At 73.1% G+C, this 24,350-nt stretch carries 24 protein-coding genes and 1 tRNA gene; 17 read left to right on the top strand and 8 right to left on the bottom strand.

Going from position 1 to position 24,350, the window contains the following annotated elements:
- Positions 1-49 precede the first annotated feature (49 nt).
- Positions 50-544 (top strand): FBP domain-containing protein, encoded by a 495-nt coding sequence (locus N1031_RS14010; protein ID WP_259480314.1) that lies wholly within the window; start codon positions 50-52, stop codon positions 542-544.
- Positions 545-682: 138 nt separating this feature from the next.
- Here the strand turns inward: N1031_RS14010 and N1031_RS14005 are convergent, their stop codons facing one another.
- The 4 genes from N1031_RS14005 to N1031_RS13990 all read right to left on the bottom strand — a co-directional run bounded on the left by N1031_RS14005 (position 683) and on the right by N1031_RS13990 (position 2,823).
- A complete protein-coding gene (locus N1031_RS14005; RefSeq protein ID WP_259480313.1) occupies positions 683-1,324 on the bottom strand; it encodes a hypothetical protein in 642 nt (213 codons plus the stop codon).
- A gap of 123 nt (positions 1,325-1,447) precedes the next feature.
- On the bottom strand, positions 1,448-1,651 hold the full coding sequence (locus tag N1031_RS14000) for a hypothetical protein (RefSeq protein ID WP_259480312.1): 204 nt from the start codon (positions 1,649-1,651) through the stop codon (positions 1,448-1,450).
- Between the two features lie 125 nt (positions 1,652-1,776).
- Positions 1,777-1,849 (bottom strand) — tRNA-Glu (locus N1031_RS13995).
- Between the two features lie 65 nt (positions 1,850-1,914).
- Positions 1,915-2,823, bottom strand: a complete 909-nt coding sequence (locus tag N1031_RS13990; protein ID WP_259480311.1) for a diacylglycerol kinase family protein — start codon at positions 2,821-2,823, stop codon at positions 1,915-1,917.
- 84 nt (positions 2,824-2,907) lie between these two features.
- Between N1031_RS13990 and N1031_RS13985 the strand changes: the two genes are divergently transcribed.
- The 13 genes from N1031_RS13985 (at position 2,908) to N1031_RS13920 (ending at position 17,809) form a co-directional block, all read left to right on the top strand.
- Positions 2,908-3,546, top strand: a complete 639-nt coding sequence (locus N1031_RS13985) for an MBL fold metallo-hydrolase (RefSeq protein WP_259480310.1) — start codon at positions 2,908-2,910, stop codon at positions 3,544-3,546.
- Positions 3,543-5,264 (top strand): class I adenylate-forming enzyme family protein, encoded by a 1,722-nt coding sequence (locus tag N1031_RS13980; RefSeq protein ID WP_259480309.1) that lies wholly within the window; start codon positions 3,543-3,545, stop codon positions 5,262-5,264. Before N1031_RS13985 ends, N1031_RS13980 begins: the two co-directional genes overlap by 4 nt.
- A gap of 41 nt (positions 5,265-5,305) precedes the next feature.
- Positions 5,306-5,812, top strand: coding sequence for a sigma-70 family RNA polymerase sigma factor (locus tag N1031_RS13975; RefSeq protein ID WP_259480308.1), 507 nt, complete (start codon positions 5,306-5,308; stop codon positions 5,810-5,812).
- Positions 5,809-6,528, top strand: a complete 720-nt coding sequence (locus tag N1031_RS13970; RefSeq protein WP_259480307.1) for an anti-sigma factor family protein — start codon at positions 5,809-5,811, stop codon at positions 6,526-6,528. Before N1031_RS13975 ends, N1031_RS13970 begins: the two co-directional genes overlap by 4 nt.
- Before the next feature lie 173 nt (positions 6,529-6,701).
- The gene (aroA, locus tag N1031_RS13965) at positions 6,702-8,078 is read left to right on the top strand and encodes a 3-phosphoshikimate 1-carboxyvinyltransferase (protein ID WP_259480306.1); all 1,377 of its coding nucleotides are present in this window, start codon (positions 6,702-6,704) and stop codon (positions 8,076-8,078) included.
- The gene (locus N1031_RS13960) at positions 8,075-9,910 is read left to right on the top strand and encodes an AMP-binding protein (RefSeq protein ID WP_259480305.1); all 1,836 of its coding nucleotides are present in this window, start codon (positions 8,075-8,077) and stop codon (positions 9,908-9,910) included. The genes aroA and N1031_RS13960 overlap by 4 nt, the downstream gene beginning before the upstream one ends.
- Entirely contained in the window at positions 9,907-11,103 is a 1,197-nt protein-coding gene (locus N1031_RS13955; protein ID WP_259480304.1) for an acyl-CoA dehydrogenase family protein, read from the top strand. Before N1031_RS13960 ends, N1031_RS13955 begins: the two co-directional genes overlap by 4 nt.
- Positions 11,100-11,936, top strand: coding sequence for an SDR family oxidoreductase (locus N1031_RS13950; protein WP_259480303.1), 837 nt, complete (start codon positions 11,100-11,102; stop codon positions 11,934-11,936). Before N1031_RS13955 ends, N1031_RS13950 begins: the two co-directional genes overlap by 4 nt.
- 10 nt (positions 11,937-11,946) lie before the next feature.
- Positions 11,947-14,085 carry an oxidoreductase gene (locus tag N1031_RS13945; RefSeq protein ID WP_310795698.1) on the top strand — a complete coding sequence of 713 codons (2,139 nt, stop codon included), beginning with the start codon at positions 11,947-11,949 and terminating at the stop codon, positions 14,083-14,085.
- A gap of 435 nt (positions 14,086-14,520) precedes the next feature.
- Complete coding sequence (locus N1031_RS13935) at positions 14,521-15,999, top strand: ATP-binding protein (RefSeq protein ID WP_259480302.1); 1,479 nt, start codon at positions 14,521-14,523, stop codon at positions 15,997-15,999.
- Positions 15,996-16,655 carry a response regulator gene (locus N1031_RS13930; protein ID WP_259480301.1) on the top strand — a complete coding sequence of 220 codons (660 nt, stop codon included), beginning with the start codon at positions 15,996-15,998 and terminating at the stop codon, positions 16,653-16,655. The genes N1031_RS13935 and N1031_RS13930 overlap by 4 nt, the downstream gene beginning before the upstream one ends.
- Before the next feature lie 124 nt (positions 16,656-16,779).
- Positions 16,780-17,100: an SHOCT domain-containing protein gene (locus N1031_RS13925; protein WP_259480300.1), complete on the top strand. Its 321-nt coding sequence runs from the start codon at positions 16,780-16,782 to the stop codon at positions 17,098-17,100.
- Positions 17,101-17,200: 100 nt separating this feature from the next.
- Positions 17,201-17,809 (top strand): HD domain-containing protein, encoded by a 609-nt coding sequence (locus N1031_RS13920; protein WP_259480299.1) that lies wholly within the window; start codon positions 17,201-17,203, stop codon positions 17,807-17,809.
- 175 nt (positions 17,810-17,984) lie between these two features.
- On the opposite strand, the gene N1031_RS13915 is transcribed toward N1031_RS13920, so the two are convergent.
- Positions 17,985-18,530 carry a type II toxin-antitoxin system PemK/MazF family toxin gene (locus N1031_RS13915; RefSeq protein ID WP_259480298.1) on the bottom strand — a complete coding sequence of 182 codons (546 nt, stop codon included), beginning with the start codon at positions 18,528-18,530 and terminating at the stop codon, positions 17,985-17,987.
- A gap of 212 nt (positions 18,531-18,742) precedes the next feature.
- Here N1031_RS13915 and N1031_RS13910 point away from each other — a divergent pair, with 212 nt between their 5' ends.
- Both N1031_RS13910 and N1031_RS13905 read left to right on the top strand, forming a co-directional pair.
- Positions 18,743-20,086 (top strand): hypothetical protein, encoded by a 1,344-nt coding sequence (locus tag N1031_RS13910; RefSeq protein ID WP_259480297.1) that lies wholly within the window; start codon positions 18,743-18,745, stop codon positions 20,084-20,086.
- A gap of 72 nt (positions 20,087-20,158) precedes the next feature.
- Positions 20,159-20,446 carry a hypothetical protein gene (locus N1031_RS13905; RefSeq protein ID WP_259480296.1) on the top strand — a complete coding sequence of 96 codons (288 nt, stop codon included), beginning with the start codon at positions 20,159-20,161 and terminating at the stop codon, positions 20,444-20,446.
- 318 nt (positions 20,447-20,764) lie between these two features.
- Here the strand turns inward: N1031_RS13905 and N1031_RS13900 are convergent, their stop codons facing one another.
- Positions 20,765-21,805: an NAD(P)-dependent alcohol dehydrogenase gene (locus N1031_RS13900; RefSeq protein ID WP_259480295.1), complete on the bottom strand. Its 1,041-nt coding sequence runs from the start codon at positions 21,803-21,805 to the stop codon at positions 20,765-20,767.
- A gap of 4 nt (positions 21,806-21,809) precedes the next feature.
- Positions 21,810-22,523, bottom strand: a complete 714-nt coding sequence (locus N1031_RS13895; protein WP_259480294.1) for a TetR/AcrR family transcriptional regulator — start codon at positions 22,521-22,523, stop codon at positions 21,810-21,812.
- 86 nt (positions 22,524-22,609) lie between these two features.
- Between N1031_RS13895 and N1031_RS13890 the strand changes: the two genes are divergently transcribed.
- Positions 22,610-23,329, top strand: a complete 720-nt coding sequence (locus N1031_RS13890; protein WP_259480293.1) for a DUF4386 domain-containing protein — start codon at positions 22,610-22,612, stop codon at positions 23,327-23,329.
- Positions 23,330-23,335: 6 nt separating this feature from the next.
- On the opposite strand, the gene N1031_RS13885 is transcribed toward N1031_RS13890, so the two are convergent.
- On the bottom strand, positions 23,336-24,172 hold the full coding sequence (locus N1031_RS13885; RefSeq protein ID WP_259480292.1) for an SDR family oxidoreductase: 837 nt from the start codon (positions 24,170-24,172) through the stop codon (positions 23,336-23,338).
- Positions 24,173-24,350: the final 178 nt, after the last annotated feature.

The raw sequence follows: 24,350 nt of genomic DNA, 5'->3' as shown, positions 1-24,350 counted from the left end.
CGGGCCGCGGGCCGACCCGGTCGGCGCGGGATGGCTTAGGCTCGAAGGGATGCAGCCACTCACCGAGGCGGAGATCCGCGGCTCCTTCACGAACATCAGCGAGCACGACCTCGAGCGCATGACGCTGCCCGGACTGCACGAGATCGTGTGGGAAGACCGGGAGTTCCTCGGCTGGCGCGACGCACACGCGATCCACCGCGGGTACATCGTGTACTGGCGCGACGGTGTTCCCGTGGGCATCATGCTGAAGGCCGCCGGCGCGCGGTCACGGCCGGGAATCTCGGCGATGTGCACCTTCTGCCGCACTCCCCTGCCGGGTGGGCAGGTCACCCTCTTCTCGGCGCCGCGCGCGGGGCAGGCCGGGTTCGAGGGGTCGACGGTGGGCACCTACATCTGCAGCGACCTCGGGTGCTCGGCACTCATCCGCATCGTGCCGCCCAAGTCCGAGCTGCAGCCCGACCCCGACTCCGTGATCGCGCTCCGCGCCGAGGGCCTCTCCTCACGCTTGGACTCCTTCACCCGCTCGGTGCTGCGCGCGAGCTGACCCGCGCCCGCCCACCACAGCGGGCCGGCTCACCCACGTGCTGCCGCACCTCGCTGCGGGCCTGCTGCCGACGGGTGTCCGGCCGCTGTAGGCTGCGCGCCCGGGACTGCGGCGCAGGCGCGGACGGCGAGGCGCGGGTCACCAGGCGAGAGCCGGGCGGGGATCCGGGGCGGCCCGGCGGCCCGGCGCGGTGACGTCGCGGGAGGCAGTGAGCACCTCGGCGGTGGCCAAGGCGTCGAGGGCGGCCGCCGCGGCCTCGGCACTGGAGGCGGCGGCGCCGTACCAGCGGCCGCACGTGGCGACGATCACGCCGCGGTGGGTGAGGTACCACCCGCGGGTGCCTGGGCGGGAGCCCTGCACCGGCACGATCTCGAGTTCGCCGACCCTGTCGCGCAGCCGGAGCACGTGGGCTCGAGCTCCCTCGAAGGTGGGATAGAGGTGCGCCGAACGGCAGAGCTCACGGTTGTTCGTGGCGAGGAGCCGCCAGATTCCGGTGCGCGCGGGCGCCGCACCGGGCGCCGCCGCGGTGGGTGTGCGGGTCGATGCCCCCGTCACCCGCACGTGCGTCGCGCCCGCCGACGTGGGGCCCGGGACCGAGGCCGCGGCGGAGGACCCAGAGGCCGTCAGCACGGGAGCGGCGGCCGCCACCGACGGAGCCGCCACCGTTGAAGGCACCGCAGACGAGGGCGCCACCGACTCGCGGAACCGCCCCCAGGCGTCGAGCATCGGGTCGCCGCCGGGCCGGAACGACGAGAAGACGACGCGCGCGGTCTCGGGCATCCCGCTCCACCACCTCTGACTTTCCTGTGAATCCTCTTAGATCCTGGGACACCATCGAGGCCGTGGGTGACCGGCCGCCCCTCGCCCGGTGAAGAACGGGTGGACGGCAGATGAGCAGGTGGCTCAGCCGTCGTTCTCGACGATGACGTCGGCGTCGGTCGACACCTCGTCGGCCGGGTCTTCCGGCTCGTCGGCGACCGTGGGGTCGACCCCCGAGGGCACCGCCTCGGTCGTGGGGCCGTTGCCCACGACACCCTCGCCGTCGGGGTAGCCGGCATTGTCGGGGTACTCGATGTCGTGCAGATCGGGGTGGTCGGATGCGCTCATGCGGTGCACCCTACTCGCCACGAGCCCGGTGCCACCATGACCGCGGCACCGCCACGCACCCCATCCACGCACTCCCGTGGAGAACACGAAAGCCCCCGGCTTGCACCGAGGGCTTTCGCATGTTGTGACCCCAGCGGGATTTGAACCCGCGTTACCGCCGTGAGAGGGCGACGTCCTAGGCCGCTAAACGATGGGGCCGTTTGAACAACTCAACGAGTATGCCACACGCACTCGCCGCATCTCAAATCGAGCCCGGAACCGGCTCAGGCGAGCACCGCGAGCGCCCCCGGTACGAGTTCCACCGTGAGCGGCAGCTCGCCGAACCGCTCTCCGTCGGCGTAGCCCACGATGCCGTCTGCCGCTACCGAGACCGTCCGCCCGCGGCGGAACTCCACGATCGGCAGCCCCGCGTGCGTGCCTGAGAACACCTTCGGGAACAGCCGGATGAACCGCAGCCGCGACACCGGCTTCACGATGAACACGTCGAGCAGCCCGTCGTCGAGCAGGGCGTCGGGCGCCACGCGCATGCCGCCGCCGATGGTGGTGTTGTTCGCCACGGAGAGCAGGCACGAGTCGACCTCGACCGGCTCGCCGTCGATCTCGAGCCGGTACCGCCGCGCCTTCAACCCCACGAGCTCGGCCACGAGCGCGATCACGTACCGCGAGGCACCACGAGGAAAGCGCAGACCGTTGGCCCGCTCGTTCACCCGCGCGTCGAACCCGGCCGAGAGCACCCCGGCGAACCACCGCGGCTCCGCAAGCGAGAGCCCCGTCACCCGCGCCGCGTCGACCACCCGCGGCCCGCCGTCGAGGGCCGCGGCGATGCGGGCGCACGCGGCATCCGGGTCGCCCTCGGGCAGCCCCAGGCCCCCGGCGAAGTCGTTGCCCGTGCCGGCCGGCACGATACCGAGCGGGATGCGCGTGCCGGCGACGAGATTGACACCCAGGTTGACCATGCCGTCACCGCCCACCACCACGAGCGCGTCGGGTGCCGTGGCCAGCTCGGCGCGCACGACGCGCACGAGGCCGTCGAAGTCGGGGGCGCTCAGCGGCACCACCTCCAGCCCGTGCCCGCGGAGCGCCGCCACGACCTGGGGGCCGACGTGGCGGGTGGCCCCGAACGAGGCGTTCGGGTTGATCGCGACGACGACGCGCCGTGGGGTGTCGGGCATGCAGCCGATTATGGTGCATCAGGATGCGCAGGGGCGGCCCGGCCGTGTTGCGAGCGACGCCGGTTCGGTGTTGAGTCGGGATCCATGAGACTCACGAAGTTCGAGCACGCCGCCCTGCTCCTCGAGCAGTCGGGCAAGAAGCTCTTCATCGACCCGGGTGCGTTCACCACTCCCATCACCGACGCGGCGAACACCGTGGCCGTGGTCGTCACCCACGAGCATCCCGACCACTGGACGCCCGAGCAGCTCCGCCGCATCCTCGACGCCTCCCCCGACGCCGTGATCTTCGGGCCGGAGGGCGTGGTGAACGCCGCGAGCGACTTCGACGTGACGCGCGTCGACCCGGGCGACAGCGAGGAGATCGGCCAGTTCACGCTGCGCTTCTTCGGTGGCCGGCACGCGGTCATCCACTCCTCCATCCCCGTGATCGACAACGTGGGCGTGCTCGTGAACGACCTTCTCTACTACGCCGGCGACTCCTTCGCGGTGCCGGAGGGCGTGCAGGTCGACACCCTCGCCGCTCCCGCAGGGGCCCCCTGGATGCGCCTGGCCGAGTCCATGGACTACGTGCTCGAGGTGAAGCCCCGCCGCGCCTTCCCGACCCACGAGATGGTGCTGTCGGTGGCGGGCAAGAACCTCTCCAACGAGCGGCTCGGCTGGGCGACGACGCAGGGCGGAGGAGAGTACTTCCCTCTCGAGCCGGGCGATACGCTCGACCTGTGAGCAGCGCAGCCGACCCCACGGGTGAGTCACCCCTCTTCGACACCTCAGCCTTCCGGGAGGTGTTCGAGCACCACTTCACCTGGGCCTCCGCCGTGGAGCGCAACGTGCACCGCTTCGCCGCGCGCACCGCCCTCACCGACTCCACCACCGGCCGCACGTGGACGTACCGCGAGCTCGGCGCGGTGACCGGCGCCCTCGTGGCGGGCCTCGCCGCCCACGGCGTCGGACACCGTGACGTGGTGGGGTACCAGCTCACCAACCGGCCCGAGTTCGCCTTCCTCTACGTGGCGGCGCAGGGGCTCCGCGCGGTGTCGTCGCCGATGAACTTCAGGCTCGCGCCCGCCGAGACGGCGCACATCCTGAACCAGTCGCGCCCGACGGTGTTCGTGTACGAGACAGCGCTCACCGAGCAGGTGCGCACCGCCCTCGAGCTGGCCGATCACCGCCCGGCGACGCTCGTGGCGGTCGGTGCCGGCGAGGGCGCCAGCGACAGCGACCAGCCACTCCTCCCCGGCGCGATCCGCTTCGAGGAGCTCCTCCTCGACGGCGCCCCGAGCTTCACCGCCCCCGCCGACGGCTCGGTGTGGGACGAGACCTCGCGGCTCTACACCTCGGGCACCACCGGCATGCCGAAGGCCGTGCCGCTCACGAGCCTCAACGAGACCCTCAGCGCCCACGACGCCATCATGCACTTCCCGCTCGGCCCCACCGACAAGACCATGAACATGTCGCCCTGGTTCCACCGCGGAGGCAACTACTGCGCCGGCCCCAACACGGCGTTCTACGTGGGCAGCGAGGTGGTCACGCTCCCCCAGTTCGAGCCCGGACTCGTGCTCGACCTCGTGGAGCGGCACGGGCTCACCTACGTGATCGGCGCCCCCACCAACCTCGAGCGGCTCGCGGATGCACAGGAGGCCTCTCCGAGAGACCTCTCCTCGCTCTCGGGCATCGTGACGATGGGTGCACCCCTCGACCGCGCGGCGGCCCTCCGCTACCAGTCGACGCTCACGAAGCGCATCGCGAACGGCTACGGCACCACCGAGGCGTTCTGGAACACCTACCTCCGCCCCGAAGACCTCCCGGATGCGGCGGGCGCGGCCGGGCGGGCCTGCATCGACGACGACGTGGCGGTGGTGAAGGTCTACGACGACCGCTTCGCGGCCCCCGACGACCTCGCCGCGAAGGACGGCACCGAGGTGGGCGAGGTGATCATGCGATCCGTGAAGAGCGGTTACAGCTACCTCGCCAACCCGGAGGAGCAGGCGAAGAAGTTCCGCGACGGCTGGATGTACCCGGGAGACCTCGCCACCTGGACCGAGGACGAGATGATCACCATCGTCGGCCGCAAGGACGACATGATCATCTCGGGCGGCGAGAACGTGCATCCCGTGCAGGTGGAGGAGGCGCTGGCGGGGCACCCGGAGGTGGCCGACAGCATCGTGACCGGGCTCACCGACCCCGAGTGGGGCGAGCTCGTGGTGGCGTACATACTGCTGCGGCCCGGTGCGGGCGACCCCGGCGCGGCCGACCTCGTCGAGACCGCGCGCGAGCTCGACCGGTTCTGCCTCGCGAGCGACTCCCTCGCCCGCTTCAAGCGCCCACGGCGCTACGCCTTCGTCGACGAGCTGCCCTACACGGCCACGGGCAAGAAGCAGCACTTCGTGATGAAGCAGCGGGCCCCGCGTGACGCGGAGGAGGGTCTGTTCGTCACGCCGTGAACGTTTCATGCCCCCGCCGCGTTGTACCGGGTGGAGGTGCCATGAGCGACGAGCAGGCCGCGCTGCTGCGCGCGATCCACGACGCCCACGCGCCGTCGTTGCAGCGCTACGTGCTGCGGCTCACGCACGACCCCGAGCTGGCCGAAGACGTGGTGCAGGAGGCGCTGCTGCGCGCCTGGCGCTCCCCACGCATCCTGGAGCGGGGCGACGAGGAGGCGCGCGCCTGGCTCTACACGGTGTGCCGCAACCTCGTGATCGACGACCGCCGCAGCGCGCGCCACGGCCGCGAGTTCGCCACCGGCGAGGTGCCCGAGCGCCCCACCTCCGACCAGACCGACGAGCTGCTCGACCGCTGGTTGCTCGCCGACGCCCTGCTCTCGCTCTCGGCGGAGCACCGGCGCACCATCGTGAGCTCGTACTACCTCGGCCGGTCGGCGGGCGAGATCGCCGAGGCCGAGGGGGTGCCCGTGGGCACCGTGCGCTCGCGGGCGCACTACGCACTGCGGGCGCTGAAGCTCGCACTGCAGGAGAGGGGGGTGAGCCGATGAGCGATCACGGTGGGTTCAGGGAGTGGGACGCCGCGTACGTGCTCGGCATGCTGACGCCCGAGGAGCGCCGGCGCTTCGAAGAGCACCTCGACGACTGCCCGAGCTGTCAGGCCGCGGTGGCGGAGCTCGCGGGCATGCCCTCGATGCTGTCGCTGCTGACGAACGAGCAGGCGGTGGCCCTCGACGCCGACGAGACTCCGGATGCGCGGTCGCAGCCGGGCGGCGACACCGTCTCCGTGCAGCACCTGGCCCGAGCTGCGCGCCAGCGTCGCACCCGGGTGCGATGGCGCACGGCCGCCCTCGCGGTGGCCGCCGCGGTGGTGGTCGCCGTCGCCGGGGTGGCGGTGGGATCGATCGCGAGCGCACCGCCCCCGCGGGGCATGGAGCTGGCGATGGCGCAGGTCGAGCCGGGCTGGCTCGACGCCGACATCACCGTGTCGGAGAAGGGCTGGGGCACCCGCTTCGACTGGAACTGCAGCTACCGCGAGCGCCCGGCCTACGGCGGCGAACCGGCCGGGCAGCCCGAGGTCGGCACCACCTACGACCTCGTGGTGACCGACCGGGCCGGCGTGGAGACCCGGGTGGCGAGCTGGACCGCCTCGGGTGCCGAGGCGGGCAACCTGTCGGCCTCCACGAGCATCCCGACCGCCGAGATCCGCTCCGTCGACATCCGCGTGGCGGGCAGCGAACGGCCCCTGGTGCGCACCGAGCTCTGATCGCGGGCCTGCCACGGCACGGTGTCCACGAGGAGAACAGGCAGTGCCCCCTTCATATCGCCGAGACGGCATGTGGGCGTCTGCACAGGTGGCATCATGGAGACACACAACCTTTTTGATGCCCCTGTGAACGCGCCCGAGTGTTCCCCGGGCCGCGTTTTGGAGGTCACGCAGTGCACTTGTTCGTGAACGGGTCGTCGGGGGCGATCTCGGGGGAACTGAACATCCCGGTGTCGAAGTACCACGTGCATCGCGCGCTCGTGCTCGCCTCGCTCGCTCCCGGCCGGAGCGTCATCCACGGCCTCTCCGAGACACGTCAGGTGGTGTGGACGATCGGCGTGCTGCGCGCGCTCGGCACCCGCATCGAGGTGGAGGGCGACTCCTACGTGGTGCACGGCGGCCCTTACCGCACCGACGGCGGCGTGGTCGACCACGGGTCGAGCTCGGCGGAGGGCCTGCTCAACGTGGGCTCCTCGGGAACCACGCTCTACTTCATGACCGGACTCGCCGCCCTGGCCGACAAGCCGATCACGCTCACCGGCATGAAGTACTTCCGCCGCCGGCCCATCAAGGCGCTGCTCGACGCGCTCGGCCAGATGGGCGTGCGCTACGAGTCGACGAACGACTGCCCGCCCATCACCGTGCAGCCGGGCCGACCCACCGGTGGTCACGTCACCATCGCCGGAACGCTCTCGCAGTGGATCTCGGGGCTGCTGCTGCTCGCCCCGTTCGCCACTCGCGAGACGACGATCGAGGTGCTGGGCGAGCTCAACGAGCAGCCCTACGTGGAGCTCACGGTGCGCATGATGCGCCACTTCGGGCTCGAGGTCGAAGTCTCCGACGACTGGCTGCACTACACCGTGCGCCCGGGGCAGACGGCCCGCGCCGCCGACTACACCGTGCCGCCCGACATCGGGTCGGCGGCGTTCGGTCTCGCGGCCGCCGCCCTCCGCCCCTCCGACGTGCTGTTCAGGGGGCTCTCGGCCACCCGGGCGGCCGACACCGACCACCCCGAGGCCGAGTTCCTCGACATCGCGGCCGCGATGGGCCTGCCGATGCACCTCGACGAGGAGACCGGATTCGTGCGCGTGCGCCACGACGGAATCCGGCTCGCCCCGATCGAGCTGGACTGCCAGCCGATCCCCGACCTGCTGCCGGTGGTCTCGGCCATGGCGGCCTTCGCCGACGGCACCTCCCGGCTGCACAACGTCGCGCACATCCGGCTCAAGGAGTCCGATCGCGTGAACGCCATGCTGCAGCTCAACAAACTCGGCGGCCGGCTCGTCGACTCCGGCGTCGACCTCACGGTCACCGGGGTCGACTCGCTCGAAGGCGCATCGATGTCGTCGTTCAACGACCACCGGGTGCTCATGTCGCTGGCGGTGGCCGCCACCCGGGCCACCGGCGAGTCGCGCCTCACCTACCCCCGGGCGTACCGCATCTCGTACCCCACGTTCCTGCAGGCCATGACGAGCGTGGGGCTCGACATGAGCGTTCCGCCGCGCGAGACCGCCTCGGTGGCGGCGCGCAGCGAGGCCCTCGCCTCGTGAGCACGGCGGCGCCCGGCGAGGGCACGGGTGCGGGCGACTTCAGCGCCCTGGGCGGTCTCACCGAACCGGTCGACCTCCTGGCGGGCGGCACCACGGATGCGGAGGCCGCGGTCATCGAGGTGGGCGATCGCCCTCTCACGCTGAGCTGGGCGGAGCTCCGCGCCGAGGCCGACCGCATCTCGACACTGCTGCTCGAGCTCGGGGTGCAGCGCGGCGAGTCGGTGGCCTTCCAGCTGCCGAACTGGGCCGAGTGCGTGTCGCTGACGCTCGGGGTGCTGCAGATCGGCGCGGTCGTCGCCCCGATCATGCCGGTGTTCGGGGCGCGCGAGGTGGCCATGGTGCTCTCGCGCTCGAAGGCGCGGGTGCTCGTGGTGCCGCGGTCGTTCCGCAAGCGCCTGCACGCCGGCGAACTCGGAGCGGTGGTGGGCGAGGCGGCCGAGCGCGGGCTCCCGCTCCTGGTGGAGCACGTGCTGGTGCTCTCCGACCACGGGCCCGACGGCCGCGCGCGAGCGGGCGCCGAGGGCGTGGCCGAGCCTCTCGAGGCCGTGACCTCCACGACCGCCGCGGTGACCGCGGCCACCGGATGGGAGGCGCGCGACTTCGACGCCGCCCTGGCCGATGCCGCGACGCGGGTGGACGCATCCGCCCTTCTCGCACGTCGTCCCGGCGGCGACGACGTGGCCCAGCTGCTGTTCACCTCGGGCACCACCGGCGAGCCGAAGGGCGTGCAGCACCTGCACCGCACCCTCGGCACCGCCACCGCGATGGAGGTGGCGCACCTCGGGCTCACGGGCGGCGACCGCGTCTACATCCCCTCGCCGCTGGCCCACCAGACGGGCTTCCTCTACGGCCTCCTGCTCAGCTGGCGGCTCGGGGTGGCGAGCGTGGTGCAGCCGATCTGGAACCCCGATGTCGCGCTCGACCAGGTGTTCCGGCCACGCGACGACACCACCACCGTCGGCACGCCCGGAGCCGGGGCCGCGTTCGTGCAGGCGGCCACACCGTTTCTCATGGACCTCGTCGACCGGGTCGAGCAGGGTGCCGCCGCTCCCGCGACGCTCCGCATCTTCGTGGCGACCGGTGCCGCGGTGCCCCGCGAGCTCGCCGAGCGCGCCACCCGGGTGCTCGGCACCGCGGTCTGCGGCGCATTCGGGACCACCGAGACTTGCCTCGGCACGCTCTCGGCGCCCACCGACCCGCCGGGCTCCGCCTGGGGCAGCGACGGGCGTCCGCTCGCCGGCATCCGCATCCGTATCGTCGACGACGAGGGCGTGGAGCTCACCGCCGGCCGCGAGGGACACTACGAGCTGCACTCACCCACGATGTTCCTCGGCTACCTCGACCGGCCCGATCTCACCGCCGAGGTGTTCACCGCCGACGGCTGGTACCGCACCGGCGACCTCGCGATCGTCGACGAGGCCGGCTACCTGCACATCACCGGGCGCGTGAAAGACGTCATCAACCGGGGCGGTGAGAAGGTGCCCGTGGTCGAGATCGAGAACCTGCTGTTCGCCCACCCGCTCGTGCGCGACGTGGCCATCGTGGCCATGCCCGACGCTCGGCTCGGCGAGCGCGCCTGCGCGTTCGTGGTGCCCGCCGACCCCGCGCATCCGCTCGCCTTCGAGGTGATGCAGGCCTACCTGGCCGAGGCCGCGGTGTCGAAGTACTACTGGCCCGAGCGGCTCGAGACCATCGACGGGCTGCCGCGCAACCCGGTCGGCAAGATCCAGAAGAACCTGCTGCGCGAGCGGATCGCCGCGCAGCTCGCCGGAGAGGCGCGCGCCGCGGCCGGCGCGCGCGATGACACGGAACAGGAGAGCATGGCACTGTGAGCACCATCGACGAGGAGGCCTTCGCGGCCCTCAAGAGCGAGATCGAGGCGTGGGTGACCGGGCCCGGTGAGGCGTGGGCCGAGCGCATCGAGGCCGAGGGTGACGTGCCGCGCGAGCTCTATGAGGAGTTGCGCGACAACGGCTGGCTGAGCCTCGCCGCGCCCGCGGAGCTCGGCGGCCGCGGCATCCCGTTCTCGCGCTACCTCGAGCTGCTCGAGATCGTGTCGCGCTCGCACGGGTCGATCCGGATGCTCGTGCATGTGAACAACGGGCTGTGGCGCGCCCTCGAGCCCTTCGTCGACGAGTCGCAGCGGGCCGTGCTCGCCCAGTCGGTGTCGGGCGAGAAGCTCGTGGCGTTCACGCTCACCGAGGCCACGGCCGGCACCGGGGCCGACATCCGCTCGACCGTGCGCCGCGAGGGCGACGTGTACCTGCTGAACGGCGAGAAGCACCTCATCACCTTCGGCGTGAAATGCGACTACTGGCTGCTGTTCGCGCGGCTGGAGGGGACGAGCACGGCCGACGGCGCCGCCGGCACGGTCGCGCTGCTCGTGCCGAACACGGGGCTGCCGGGCGCCGAGGTGATCGACGACTCCGAGACCATGGGGGTGCGCGGCACCGACCACGCCATCCTGCGCTTCACCGACACCCCAGTGCCCGTGTCGGCGCGCATCGGCGAGGAGGGGCAAGGGCTCGACGTCGCGCTCGGCGGCTTCCTGCTGCCGAGCCGGGTGTCGGTGGCGATGAGCGCCGTGGGGCTCGCCGAGCGGGCCCAGGAGCTCGCGGTCGAGTACGCGCTCGCGCGAGAGACCTTCGGCAAGAAGCTCGCCACGAGGCCGGTCATCCAGGCCTATCTCGCCGAGAACTACGCCGACATCGCCGCGGCGCGGGCGCTCGTGCTCGAGGCCGCACGCGCCTATGAGGAGGGGCGTGCCGACGCGGCCGCGCTGTCGAGCGCGTCGAAGATCGTGGCCGTCGACATGCTCGCGCGGGTGACCGACAAGGCGCTGCAGGTGCACGGCGGCCAGGGTTACTGGCACCGCAACGCGATCGAGCGGGTGTACCGGGATGCGCGGGCGCAGCGCTTCGAAGAGGGCACGAACGAGATCCAGAAGACGGTGGTGGCGCGAGCGGTGCTCGCCGAGGCCGCCGCCGCAGCTGACACTGCTACAACCCGAAAGGCGACCTCATGACCGACGGCACCCCCGCATCCGCACCCCGCGTGGTGGTCATCACCGGAGCCTCGCGCGGCATCGGTCGCCTGCTCGCCCAGAAGCTCGGCGCGCAGGGTGCCGCCGTGGTGGTGAACTACAAGGTGAACGCCGACCTCGCCGAGGAGTCGCTCGCCGACGTGGTGGCCGCCGGCGGTTCGGGCATCACGGTGCAGGCCGACATCGAGCAGCCCGACGACATCGCCGCGCTCTTCGACCGGGTGGCCGAGGAGTACGGCCGCCTCGACGCCTTCGTGGCCAACGCCGCGGCGAGCGCCTTCAAGCCCGTGTCGCAACTGAAGACGCACCACCTCGACCGCAGCTACGCCACCAACACCCGCTCCTTCGTGCTGGGCGCCGTGCGCGCCGCCGAGCTGATGGACCGGGGCGGGCGCATCGTCACCATCACCAGCTACGGGTCGCTGCGCGCCTTCCCCACCTACGCGGCGCTCGGCGCGGCCAAGGCAGCGAACGAGGCCTACGTGAAGTTCATGGCGGCCGAGTACGGGCCCCGCGGCATCACGGTCAACGCGGTGAACGGCGGCCTCATCGACACCGACTCGCTCGACTACTTCTACAACCGCGTGCCGGGCATGGCTCCGATCGAGACGGTGTTCGAGAAGATCCCGCTGGGGCGCCCGGGCACGGCCGACGACATGGCCGACGCGGCCGACTTCCTGCTCTCGGCCAAGGCCGGCTACATCACCGGGCAGGTGCTGAGCGTCGACGGCGGGCTCACGGTCGTCGCGCCCCCGTACTGGGCCGACACCACCGGCGAGCTGCGCGCCGCCGTGTTCGGCTCCGGCGAGGCGTAACCTGAGCGTCATGCCGAAGCCGACGCCGGCGCTGGAGCGCACCTTCACGCCATGGCGGCTCAGGGCGCTCGAGCTGCCGCATCGGGTGGTGGCCGGCAGCATGCACACCGGCCTCGAGACCCTCGACGACGGCGGGGTCGCGCTCGCCGCCTACTACGCCGAGCGGGTGCGCGGCGGAGCGTCGCTGCTCATCACGGGCGGACTCGCCGTCAACCCGGAGGGGTGCGGCGCCCACGACTTCAGCGTGCTCGGCGACCCGGCCGGCGACGCCCGCTTCGCCCACGCTGCCGCGGCGGTGCACGAGGCGGGCGGGTTCCTGGCGGCGCAGCTCTTCCACGCGGGGCGCTACGCCCTGCTGGAGGGGGTGACGGATGCGGAGGGCCGGCCCGTGCATCCGGTCGCCCCGTCGCCGCTGCCGTGGCGGGCCGCGGGAGCATCGGTGCCCGTCGAACTCGACGAGGAGGGCATCGCGCGCACCATCGCCGACTTCGGGCGGGCCGCCGCGCGGGCGGTCGAGCTGGGGTTCGACGCCGTGGAGATCATGGCGTCGGAGGGGTATCTCATCAACCAGTTCTGCTCGCCGGTGACGAACCGGCGCGACGACGGCTGGGGCGGCGACGCCGTGCGCCGGCAGCGGTTCGCGGTGGAGGTGCTGCGCGAGGTGCGGCAGGCGGTGGGGTTCGACGTGCCCGTGATCGTGCGCCTCTCGGGTGCCGACCTCGTGCCGGGGTCCACCACGCCCGAAGAGACGGCGGCGCTGGCACGGGCGCTGGTGCGGGCGGGGGCGGATGCGCTGAACGTGGGCATCGGCTGGCACGAGTCACGGGTGCCGACGGTGCAGGCCGCGGTGCCGCACGGGGCGTGGCTGGGATACGCGGAGGCGGTGGCCGAGGCGGTGTCGCTGCCCGGCGACCCGTCGGCGCCGACCGCGGTGCCGGTGATCGCGAGCAACAGGCTCACCGATCTGCGCGACGTGGAGGCCGTGCTCGCCGGGGGACGGATCTCGGCGGTGGCGCTCGCGCGGCCGTTCCTGGCCGACGCGGCGATCGTGGGGCTCTCGCGGGAGGGACGCTTTCACGAGGTGAACTCGTGCATCGGGTGCAACCAGGCGTGCCTCGACCGGTCGTTCACGATGCAGCCGGTGTCGTGCCTGGTGAACCCACGGGCCGCGAACGAGTGGCGGTACCCGTTGCCGGCGTCGGTGGTGCGGGAGGGTGGCAGCGGCTCCGGGCGTCGGCGTGTGGCCGTCGTCGGGGGCGGACCCGCGGGATTGGTCGCCGCGGCCGATCTCGCCGAGCGGGGCGTCGCGGTCACGCTGTTCGAGGCCGCGCCCGAGCTGGGCGGGCAGTTCCGCCTGGCCGCGCGCATCCCGACCAAGGAGGACTACGCCCTCACCGTCGACCACTACCGCGACCGCCTCGCCCGGCTCGGCGCCGAGGTGCGCCTCGGGCACGCGGCCGACGCCGACGAACTCGCCGCGGCGGGATACGACTCGGTCGTGGTGGCCACCGGGGTGAGGCCACGCACGCTCGACATCGAGGGGGCCACGCTCCCCCACGTGCTGAGCTACGAGCGGGCGATCGACGAGGGCGTGCCCGAGGGGCGGGTGGCGATCATCGGCGGGGGCGGCATCGGGGTCGATGTGACGAAGCTGCTCGTGCTGCCGGGCGATCCGGCGGTGCGGGCGCGGGCGTTCGCGCGCCACCACGGGCTGCCGGAGGCGGGGGTGTCGCTCGAGGGGGCCGGACTGCCGCAGCGGGCGCGGGTCCGCGCATCCGTTCCACGGCCGGGTGAGCAGGTGACGCTGCTGCGGCGCACGGGCAAGTTCGGGGCGGGGATGGGCATCACCTCGCGCTGGGTCGCCCTCGGCGAGCTGCGGGATGCGGGGGTGCGCTTCGCGTCGGACCTCGCGTACGAGCGCATCACACCGTCAGGTGTCGAGGTTCTGCACGCCGACGGGCGGCGGGAGCTCATCGCCGCCGACACCGTCATCGTCTGCGCCGGGCAGGTGTCGCACGACCCGCTGAGCGCCCGTCTCGCCGAGCTCGGCGTCTCCCACGAACGCGTCGGCGGCGCCCTCGACGCCACCCGCGTCGACGCCGTCCGCGCCACCCGCCAGGCCCTCGACGCCGCCCGCCGCCCCGCCTGACCCGCCCGGGGCAGCCCCGCCGCGGGGGCCGCCGCACCGCCTGACCCGCCCGGGGCAGCCCCGCCGCGGGCCCCCGCCCGTCCCGCCTAGCTACGCTGCATTGCCTCCCGCACCTGCTCCTCACCCGCCCCATTCCCCCGCCGCGCCGCGCCGCGCGATCGACCCGTCACGAAGTGTCGCTTCGCGCGCAAAATGGCGGCATTTTGCGCCCTCTCGATCGGGAAGGGCCCGCGATCGGTTCGAGCCACGTGCATGGGGTGAGGCGAGAGGCTCGCGCGGGTGAGTGAGTCAGGCAGGCCGCGGGAGGGGAGAGGCAAGGCGGGAGGAAGAGGGGGCGAGTGGAGTGGGCGGGGTACTCCTGTGGGAGTAGGGCGGGGGCGCGAGGTGCGACGGGGAGAGGTGTCGGGGCAGGTGGGGCGGGGTTACGATCGTGGCATGCCGCATCCGGAGTCGCCGTGGTCAGGGCGGGGAGGGTGGAGCGGCGGATTCGGGCGGTGGTACGACGCCGACGGAGCGCCGCTCCCGGCACCCGAGCCCGGCAGCCCGGCCGCGGAGGCCGAGCAGCACAGGGCTCGCGTGGCGCGGCGGCTCACGCTGTGGGTGCCGGTGGTGGTGTCGTTCGTGGTGCAGGTGCCCGCGGCACTGTTCCGCTGGCGGCCGCGCGAATGGTTCACCGGGGCGGTCGACGACCCTGTGCAGTTCGCCGCGCGCCTCGCCCTCGCCGTCGTCGGAGCCCTCGCGCTGCTCTTCGCCCGCCGCTTCCCCGGCCCCACCTTCGCGGTGGTCTCCGCCTCGGCCGGCGCCTACGTGCTCGTCACGGCGGGCGAGTCCGCCCCGCCGTTCATCGCGCTCGCGTTCGCGATCGTGGGGGCCGTCGTGCGCGGCGCCCGGCTCTGGGCGTGGTGCTCGCTCGGCGCGGCGTGGCTCGTCACACTCGTGCTCGGGATCGCGCTCCGGGTGCCCTGGCAGCCGGCGCTCGTCGTGGCGGTCAGCCTCGCGCTGGTGCTGTGCGTGGCGGTGGGCGAGAGCGTGCGCACGCGCCGCCGGCGCTTCGCCGAGGCACGCCGGCTCGCCGCCGAGCGCCGCGCCACCGAGGCCCAGGCCGAACGGGTGCGCATCGCCCGCGAACTGCACGACGTGCTCGCCCACTCGCTCTCGGCCATCAGCGTGCAGGCGGGCGTGGGCCTGCACCTCATCGACTCCAAACCTGAGGAGGCGGCCAAGGCCCTCGCCGTCATCAAGGCCACCAGCCGCTCCGCGCTCGATGAGGTTCGCGCGGTGCTCGGCGTTCTCCGTGACGGGTCTCCGGATGCGCCGGCGGCCCGCGACGGCGACACCCACGCCCCTCTCGTGCCCGAACCCGACCTCTCCCGGCTGCCGTCGCTGATCGAATCCGTGCGAGCGCAGGGGGTGTCGGTGGAACTCGACGATCGTCTCACCGCAGCGGAGGCCCAGGCCGTCCCGCAGTCCGTGCAGCTCGCGGTCTTCCGCATCGTGCAGGAGTCGCTCACCAACGTGCTGCGCCACGCCCGCACGCCGCACGCCCGGGTGGCGCTCTCCGCCACCGCCGACTCGTACCGTGTCGACGTCGTCGACGGGCCGGATCGAGGTGCCGACCACGATCCGGATGCAGGCATCGATCGTCAGCATCACCAGGACGACCCGGCGGACCGCGCATCCGCAGCGTCCGCCGGATCCGGCCGCGGGCTCCTCGGCATGCGCGAACGCACCCTCCTGCTCGGCGGCACCTTCTCCGCCGCGCCCGTCACGGGCGGCTTCCGCGTCTCCGCGACTTTCCCCCGCGCATCCGCGCCGCCCGCCGCCGACGCACCCCGCGCATCCGCACCGCCCACCGCCACCGTACCGCCCGCCGCCGCCACCGCGCCGCCCTCCTCCCCCGGGGCCACCCCGTGATCCGCGTGGGCCTCGCCGACGACCAGCAGCTCGTGCGCGGCGGCTTCCGCGCCCTGCTCGAGTCCGAACCCGGGTTCGACGTGGTCGGCGAGGCCGGCACTGGCGCCGCCGCGGTCGAGCTCGTGCGGCGCCACCGCCCCGACGTGCTGCTCATGGACATCCGGATGCCCGACGGCGACGGGCTGTGGGCCACCGAACGCATCACGGCCGACCCGGCGCTCGCGGCCACGCGCATCGTGATCGTCACCACCTTCGAGCTCGACGAGTACGTGGCGCGGGCGATCCGCGCGGGCGCGAGCGGATTTCTCGTGAAGGACACCGAGCCCGTCGAGCTGCTGCGCGCCGTGCGGGTCGTGGCCGAGGGCGACGCCCTGCTGAGCCCCGGGGTGACCCGCCGCCTTCTCGAACAGCTCTCGCACGGCCTCGCGACGGCTCCGGATGCGGCACCCCTGGCCGTGCTCACGGCCCGCGAACGCGAGGTGCTCGCGCTGGTGGGCTCGGGCCTGACGAACGAGGAGATCGGCGCCCGCCTCCACCTCAGCCCGCTCACCGCGAAGACCCACGTGTCGCGCGTCATGTCGAAGCTGGGGGCGCGCGACCGCGTGCAGCTCGTGATCACGGCCTACGACACCGGTCTGGTGAAGCCCGGCCCGTGAGTGCTCCCGCGGGAGTACCCCCGTCGGGCAGATGACTCCTGCCGGCGGACGCCCCGTCCCGGCGCACCCGCGAGGCTCGTCGCACGGGTTCCGCCGGAGCCCGACTCCGACCGATTGGATCACCGTGATCACCGCCCTCGCCACCACCGCCGCCGTCGCCCACCCGTGGGGGTTCGGCGGCGGGCCCTGGTTCCTGCTCGTGCTCATCCCGCTGTTCTGGATCGCCGTGTTCGCGATCCTCTTCGCCACCGTCGGCCGCCGCTGGCGCCGCAACGCCTGGGCCTGGCGCTCAGGCGCCTTCGCCGCCGAGCAGCCCGGCCGCCGCGCCGAGGCGACCCTCGCCGAGCGGTTCGCGCAGGGCGACATCGACGAGGTGGAGTACCGCGCCCGGCTCGAGGTCATCCGCGCGAACAACCCCACGCCGCCGTCGTTCCCGGGCCGCTGAGCGGCGACATCCTGCCATTCCGCGACGGCAGACCGCCGGATGCGCGGTGCGGGGCCCGCAGACCGCGCCGCACCGCGCATCCGCTCGCCACACTGGAACCATGACCGCGCCGCTCACCCTCGCCGACCTCCCGTTCCCCGACACCGCCGCCGCACGCGGGGCGTACGAGGTGGCGGCACGGCACCACTCGCCGGCCATGCTGGGGCACGCCGTGCGGTCGTGGCTGTGGGCGGCGGAGCGCGGTCGCCGGGAGGGGCTCGCCGTCGACGACGAGCTGCTGTTCGTGGCGGCCCTCCTGCACGACGTGGCGCTCGAGCCGGCGTTCGACAGTCACACCGTGCCGTTCGAGTACGCGGGCGGCGAGCTCGCATGGGCGTTCGGTGCGGCCGCCGGATGGGCGCCGGAGCGCCGCGAGCACGCGCGCGAGGTGATCGTGCGGCACATGGGCGATCCGGTCGACCCGGCCGACGACGCCGAGTCGTACCTGCTCGAAGTGGCCACCTCGCTCGACATCTCGGGGAGGTCGCCCGAGGCGTGGCCTGCGGCGTTCCGCGCCGAGGTGCTGGGCGCGCATCCGCGGCTGGGGCTGCCCGGCGAGTTCCTCGGGTGCCTCCGCGCTCAGGCCGACCGCAAACCGGAGTCGTCGGCCGCCGCGGCTCTCGCGAGCGGCATCGCCGGCCGCCTCGCCGCGAATCCGCTCGACGCCTGAGCCTCGGCGACGGGCCGGCCGCGACCGCCCGCGCCTCCGTCCGCACCCGCCGACGAACGTGTGCTCGCGCAGCCGCTCGACGTGTCGCCCCGGCGCCGACCGCCGGCGACCGCCCGCGCCTCTGCCCGCGACCGCCGACGCCACCGCGCGCATCCGCCGGCCTGCACCGCTCGCCTCAGCGTCGGCCGAACAGCCTCCCGACCAGACGCCGGAGCAGCCCCCGGCGCGGGGCCGCCGCAGCCGGAACGGGCACCGTGCCCGTCCACCCGAAACGGCGCGTGAGCTCGCGGGCGACCACGGCGTACTTCTCCGGCGGGAGCGCCACGCCCGATCGCCGCAGCCCCCCTTGCCTCAGGCGGAACACCCGCTCCAGCCGCACCCAGCTCGGCCGGCCCGCCGCATCCCACGGCCCCGCGCCGATCGCGACGTCCCACTGGTCGTCGTGGGGCTTCGAGGTGAGCTGCAATCCGAGCAGCGACCCGTCGGAGGCCGCGGCCACCACGAGCACCGGGCGGTCCTTGCCCCGCCCGTCGGCCTCTTCGAACGGCACCCAGGTCCACACGATCTCGCCCGGGTCGGCCCTCGAGTCTGTGCGCGGGCGGTAGGAGATGTCGACCCGGCGCACCCGGCGCGGGTCGATCTCGATCGTCGCCGAGGCTCCTCGCCGGCCAGGGCTGTCCTCCGCACCCCGCCCTGCGGGCCCTCCGGTCGCTCTGCGCATGAGCCGACCCTATCGGCACCGGTCGATCGTTGCCCGAGCTTAACGATTCGCGAATTGCCGCGACCGGATGCGCGGATCACGCGGGACCGTGAGGTTGGATGAGGGGGCGCGGGCGCCCCGCCCGCCGAGTCCGAGGATCGATGAACCACCCCTCCCCGCCGTCCCGTTCCGGCCGAACCCCGAACCACTCCCGCCGCGTGTCGAGCCGCGCCGTGTCACGTTCCGGGCGCGCCGGTCGCCGCACGCGCATCCGCTCGCTCGCCGCGGGCCTGCTCGTGGTCGCCCTCACCGCCGCCGGCACCGTGCTCGGAGCACCCGCGGCCTTCGCCGACGACTACCCGAGCTGGGACGACGTGCTGGCGGCCCGGTCGAGCGAGAGCGCGAAACAGGACGAGATCGCACGCATCCAGGGCATCATCGCCGATCTCGAGCAGCGCGCCGAGGAGGCCAGGGCCCTCGTCGAGCAGCGCACCGCCGAGAACGAGGAGGCCGAGGCCGCCCTCGCCGCAGGTCAGGCGAAGGCAGATTCCCTCGCGGCCGCCAGCGCAGCGGCCACCTCGAAGGCGGAGGAATCGGAGCGCCGCGCCGCGGTGATCGCCGCCCAGTTCGTGCGCATCGGCGGCACCGATCTCACCTCGATGCTCCTCACGAGCACCTCGCAGCAGGCCGACGACCTGCTCGCCCAGTTGAGCTCGGCGGGCCAGCTCACCGAGGTGGTGAGCGCCGTCTACGCCTCGGCCGAGCTCGACAGCAACACCGCCCACACGCTCAGCGAGCAGGCCGAGGTGGCCGAGAGCGCGCTCACCGGACTGGCGGCGGCCGCCCAGCAGGCGCTGCAGGCCGCCGCCGAGGCCCAGGCGGCGATGGTGGCCGCGCTGCAGGAGCAGAACGCGCACCGAGAAGAGCTCGACGCCCAGCTGACCAGCCTGCAGCAGAACCTCGCCACGACCGAGCAGCAGTACCAGGCGGGGGTCGAGGCGCGCGCCGCGGCGGCGGCTGCGGCTGCAGCGGCGGCGGCTGCCGCGGCGGCGGCGGCCGCGCAGCAGGGGGGCGTGGTGGTGGGGCCCGTCTCCTCCGACGCGCAGGCGCTGGCAGAGGAGCTGATGGGCTACGTGGCGTCCGGCGCCTTCCACGGCTCGACCCCCGACCATGTGTTCGAGATCGCCTGGATCGCCCAGGGTCAGGATGTGTCGGGCTGCGGCATCGACGTCACCATCCTGCAGGCGATGGTGGCGGCGGTGCGGGCCTTCGGCAGCGCGGGCGTCTCCGACATCAACCGCCGGTGCACCGGGCAGATCGAGGGCGCGGGCACCGCGTCGGCGCACTACCGCCAGGGCGGAGGGCACGCCGTCGACTTCACCTCGGTGGGCGGCGTGCGGGTCACGGGCGCCAACGCGGCGTCGCTCCAGCTGATCGCCGTGCTCGATCCGATGATGCCGAACGGCTCGCGGGTGGGGCAGTCCAACTGCCGCTATGCCGCGGGCAACGAGCCGAGCTTCATCAACTTCGTCGACTTCGCCGACACCTGCAACCATCTGCACATCGATGATTTCTGACACCCCCGAGCGTGTCGAGGAGAAAGTGGCTAGAGTGTCTAACTAACCGGCCGCGTATCCTTCGGGGGAATCATGAGGCGCACCTACGACACGGCACTCGCCGACGTCGTCGTCGTGCGCCGTGAAGGCCCGAAGCGCTGGCGGCTCGCGGTGCACCGCTTCACGGGCGAGGTGCTGAGCACCACGGTGCTGCACGTCGAGGGCGACTTCCGCAGCTCGGTGCTGAGGCTCGTCGACCGCACGCTGGCCACCGTCGACCTCGGCGCGCATCCCGCCGCGTGGGTCGACGGCGGCGACACCTGGTCGGCTCCCCTCCGCGCCCTCGCCGACCTCCGCGGCTCGAACCGCGTGCTCATCTGACCGCTCCCGCCCGCAGCCCGCCCCGTTAGTCGACGCCCCGCCGGAGCCCACCAGCGCCACGCCCGTTCGGCCGCGCGCCAGCTACGGCCCACGCGCCATCCCGCCGCCGACGCGCCTCCTGGCGCGCATCCGTCAGTCACACCGCACCGGCGGACAGCGCGTTCGGTGGCGCGAGAATCACGCTCACCGGGGCACTCTGGGCGACGGACGCGCGGATTCCTGCGCCACCGGACGAACGGCGCGCGAGCGGAGCCGCGGTCGGCGGCGTGACAGAGCGCGAGCGCGCGACGCCGCCGACCGCGCAGCGCCGGCCGAGGGTCAGGCGAGCGTAGCGATGTCGATCACGAAGCGGTAGCGCACGTCGGAGGCCAGCACGCGCTCGTAGGCCTCGTTGATGGCCTCGGCCGAGATGACCTCCACCTCGGGCGCGATGCCCTTCTCGGCGCAGAAGTCGAGCATCTGCTGCGTCTCGGCGATGCTGCCGATGCTCGAGCCGGCGAACGAGCGCCGGTTGTTGAACAGGGTGAACACCTGGATGGGAAGCGGCTCCGGCGGCGCCCCCACGTTCACGAGCGTGCCGTCGAGGGTGAGCAGGCGCAGGTAGGAGGCCAGGTCGAGGTCGGCGCTGACCGTGTTGACGATGAGGTCGAAGCTGTTGGCCAGCTCGGCGAAGGTGGCCGGGTCGCTGGTGGCGTAGTAGTGGTCGGCGCCCATGGCGAGACCGTCGTCCTTCTTGCGGAGCGACTGCGAGAGCACGGTCACCTCGGCGCCCATGGCGTGGGCGATCTTGACGGCCATGTGGCCCAGCCCGCCGAGGCCGATGACGGCGACGTTCTTGCCGGGGCCGGCGTTCCAGTGCGCGAGCGGCGAGTAGGTGGTGATGCCGGCACACAGCAGCGGCGCCGCAGCCTCATAGGGGATGGACTCGGGCACCTTGAGCACGAAGTCCTCCACCACCACGATGTGGCTGGAGTAGCCGCCCTGGGTGATGGTGCCGTCGCGGTCGACGCTCGTGTAGGTCTGGGTGTTGCCGTTGAGGCAGTAGTTCTCCATGCCGGCGAGGCAGTTCTTGCACTCGCGGCACGAGTTCACCATGCAGCCGACGCCCACGCGGTCGCCGACGGCGTGCAGCGTGACCTCTGAGCCGACCTCGGTGACGACCCCCACGATCTCGTGGCCGACGACCTGCGGGTAGGTGATGCCTCCCCATTCGCCGCGCACGGTGTGGATGTCGGAGTGGCAGACGCCCGCGTAGGCGATCTCAATGAGCACGTCTTTCGGGCCCACGGCCCGGCGCTCGATGGTGACGGGGACGAGGGGCTCGGTGGCGGAGGGGGCGGCATAGGCTTTGACCAGCATGTCTTCAGCCTACGACCGGGCGGGACTCCCAGCGTGCACGGTGCAGCCGTTCGAAGGCGTCGAGCAGCAGGTCGAGGGTGAAGTCGAACTCGGCGTCGTCGTCGCAGGCACCGGTGGGGGTGCGCTCGGCGGCGCTCAGGGCGATGGCGACGACGTTCGGGAACCGCTCAGCCAGCTGCCGGGCGAGCTCGGCCTGAGCCGCGGGGTCGGGATGCGCGAGGCCGGCGGATGCGGCCGATGGCGACGCCGCGTCGCCCGCGGGCGGGGCGCTGAACGCTTCGGGGCTGAACCCCCAGATGCGGTGGCCGAGCGCGTGCATCGCGTGATGGGCGAGGTCGGGGCTGAGACCGCCGTGCAGCAGCTCGCCGGCCACCGCGTCCATGTGGCCCAGCACGGCCGGGGTGCGCACCGTGGCCGACTCGATCGCGGTGCGGAGCCACGGATGCGCGAGCAGCCCGGCGCGCGCCGAGTGGATGCGTGCCCGCACGGCGTCTTGCCAGCCGAGGCCGGGTCGGGGCGGCGCGTAGGCCTCGACGACGGAGTCGATCATGGCGGCCACGAGGTCGTCGCGCCCGGCCACGTGCTTGTAGAGGGCCATCGGTACGACGCCCAGTCCGGCTGCGAGCGATCGCATGCTGATCGACTCGAGTCCCTCGCGGTCGGCCCGCTCCACGGCGGCCTCGATCACCCGCGATCGATCGAGCGGCTGCCGGGTCATTGACACGGTGTACATCGTACACCTAGGCTCGGCGTCGAGAGGTGTACGCCGTACACCTCGCTTCGCCGCATCCGGGAGCCCACACCATGCCCAGCCCACGACTCGCCCGCCTCGCGGGCGTGCTGTACCTGCTCACCTTCGTGACCTCCATCCCGGCGCTCGCGCTCAAGACGCCCCTGCTCACCGATCCGGCATCGGCCGCGGCGGCGGGCCCGGCACGCTGGGCGGGGCTGCTCGAGATCGTGCTCGCGCTCGCCTGCGTCGGCACCGCCGTGGCGCTGTACCCACTCACCAGCCGCGTCGCCCCGGCGGCGGCGCTGGGCTTCGTGGCGTCGCGCGTACTCGAGGGCGCACTCGTGCTGGTGGGCGTGATGGCGCTCCTCGCGCTGGCGGCAGCCGCCACGGCGAGCGGGGCCGCGGATGCGGACACTGGCACGGCAGCCGCGGCGGCGGCCGATCCCCTGGCCGGCGCGCTCGTGGCCCTGCACGATCAGGCGTTCCTGCTCGGCCCGGGACTCCTCCCGGCGGTCAACGCCGTGCTGCTCGGCGGTGTGCTCTGGCGTGGGCGGCTGGTGCCGCGCATCATCCCGCTCGTCGGTCTCATCGGCGCCCCCGTGCTGGCCGCGTCGGCCGTCGCCTCGCTGTTCGGGGTACTGCCCCAGGTCTCACCCCTCGCCGGGCTCGCAGCCCTGCCGATCGCCCTGTGGGAGCTCGCCATCGGCCTGTGGCTCACATTCCGCGGTCTCCGCCTCTCGGCGGCATCGCCGACGGGAACAACGGGCACCTCCGCTCCGCGCCGAGGTTGAGCGCCGTCATCCCGAGTCAGGCCCGAAGGCCGCCTCGATGCGGCGGTGCCGGGCGATCACGGGCTCGAGCCAGCCGGGGTGCGTGACGGCGTAGCGCCGCCCGGCGCGCACGGCCTGCACGGCGATGTTCGCCACCTCCTCGGGCGCGAGCCACGGCAGCCCTCCCCCGTCACCCGCCGACAGATCGACGTCGACGAGTCCGGCCGCACCACCGCTCGCGGGACGGTTGCGCGAGCTCGACCCGAGCGCGGTGCGCACCGGACCGGGCGCGAGCAAGGTGACCGAGATCCCCTCGCCGGCCAGCTCGTCCGCGAGCACCTCGGCGTAGGCCGTGATGGCCGCCTTCGTCACGCCGTACCCGCCCATGCCCACGTCGGGCGCGAATCCGGCCACCGACCCGGTCACGAGGATGCGCCCTCCGGCGCGCCGCACCAGCGGGAGGAACTCCTGCACCGTGTGCGCCGTGCCGTAGAGGTTGACGCCGAGCAGCCACGCCCAGTCGGCGTCGGTCATCGCGTCGAGCCGCCCGGTGGAGGCGACGCCCGCGTTGCTCACGAGCACGTCGACCCCGCCGAACAACCGCTCGGCCTCGCCCGCCAGCGCACGCACGCCGTCCTGCGAGCTCACGTCGACCCGGGCCGCGTGACCGCCGATCGCCTCGGCGACCCGCTCCGCCGCAGCCAGGTCGATGTCGGCGGCGAGCACCCGCGCACCGTCCGCGGCGAACCGCTCGGCGATCGCGCGCCCGATACCGGAACCAGCCCCGGTCACCACCACGGCCTCCGGCCTGGCGCCCGCCGGCCCGGCACTCATCCGCCCGCCACCCGCCGGCCCGGCTCTCATCGCGCATCCCTTCGACTCGACTCGCAGTGGCGACACGCCTCGACGACTCGGCTCACCGCATCCGCCCGTCTCCGCCAGCCCCACCCCGCACGAAGTGCGGATACCATGGCCACATCCACGACCTGAACGCGGAAGACGCCGGCTGAGAAACACCCTCTCCACCGCGACGCCACACCAC

It is taken from the genome of Herbiconiux moechotypicola (assembly GCF_024979255.1).
GTDB lineage: Bacteria > Actinomycetota > Actinomycetes > Actinomycetales > Microbacteriaceae > Herbiconiux > Herbiconiux moechotypicola.
The sequence above is the reverse complement of the archived record's forward strand: the minus strand, read 5'-3'. Positions and strand labels throughout refer to the sequence as shown.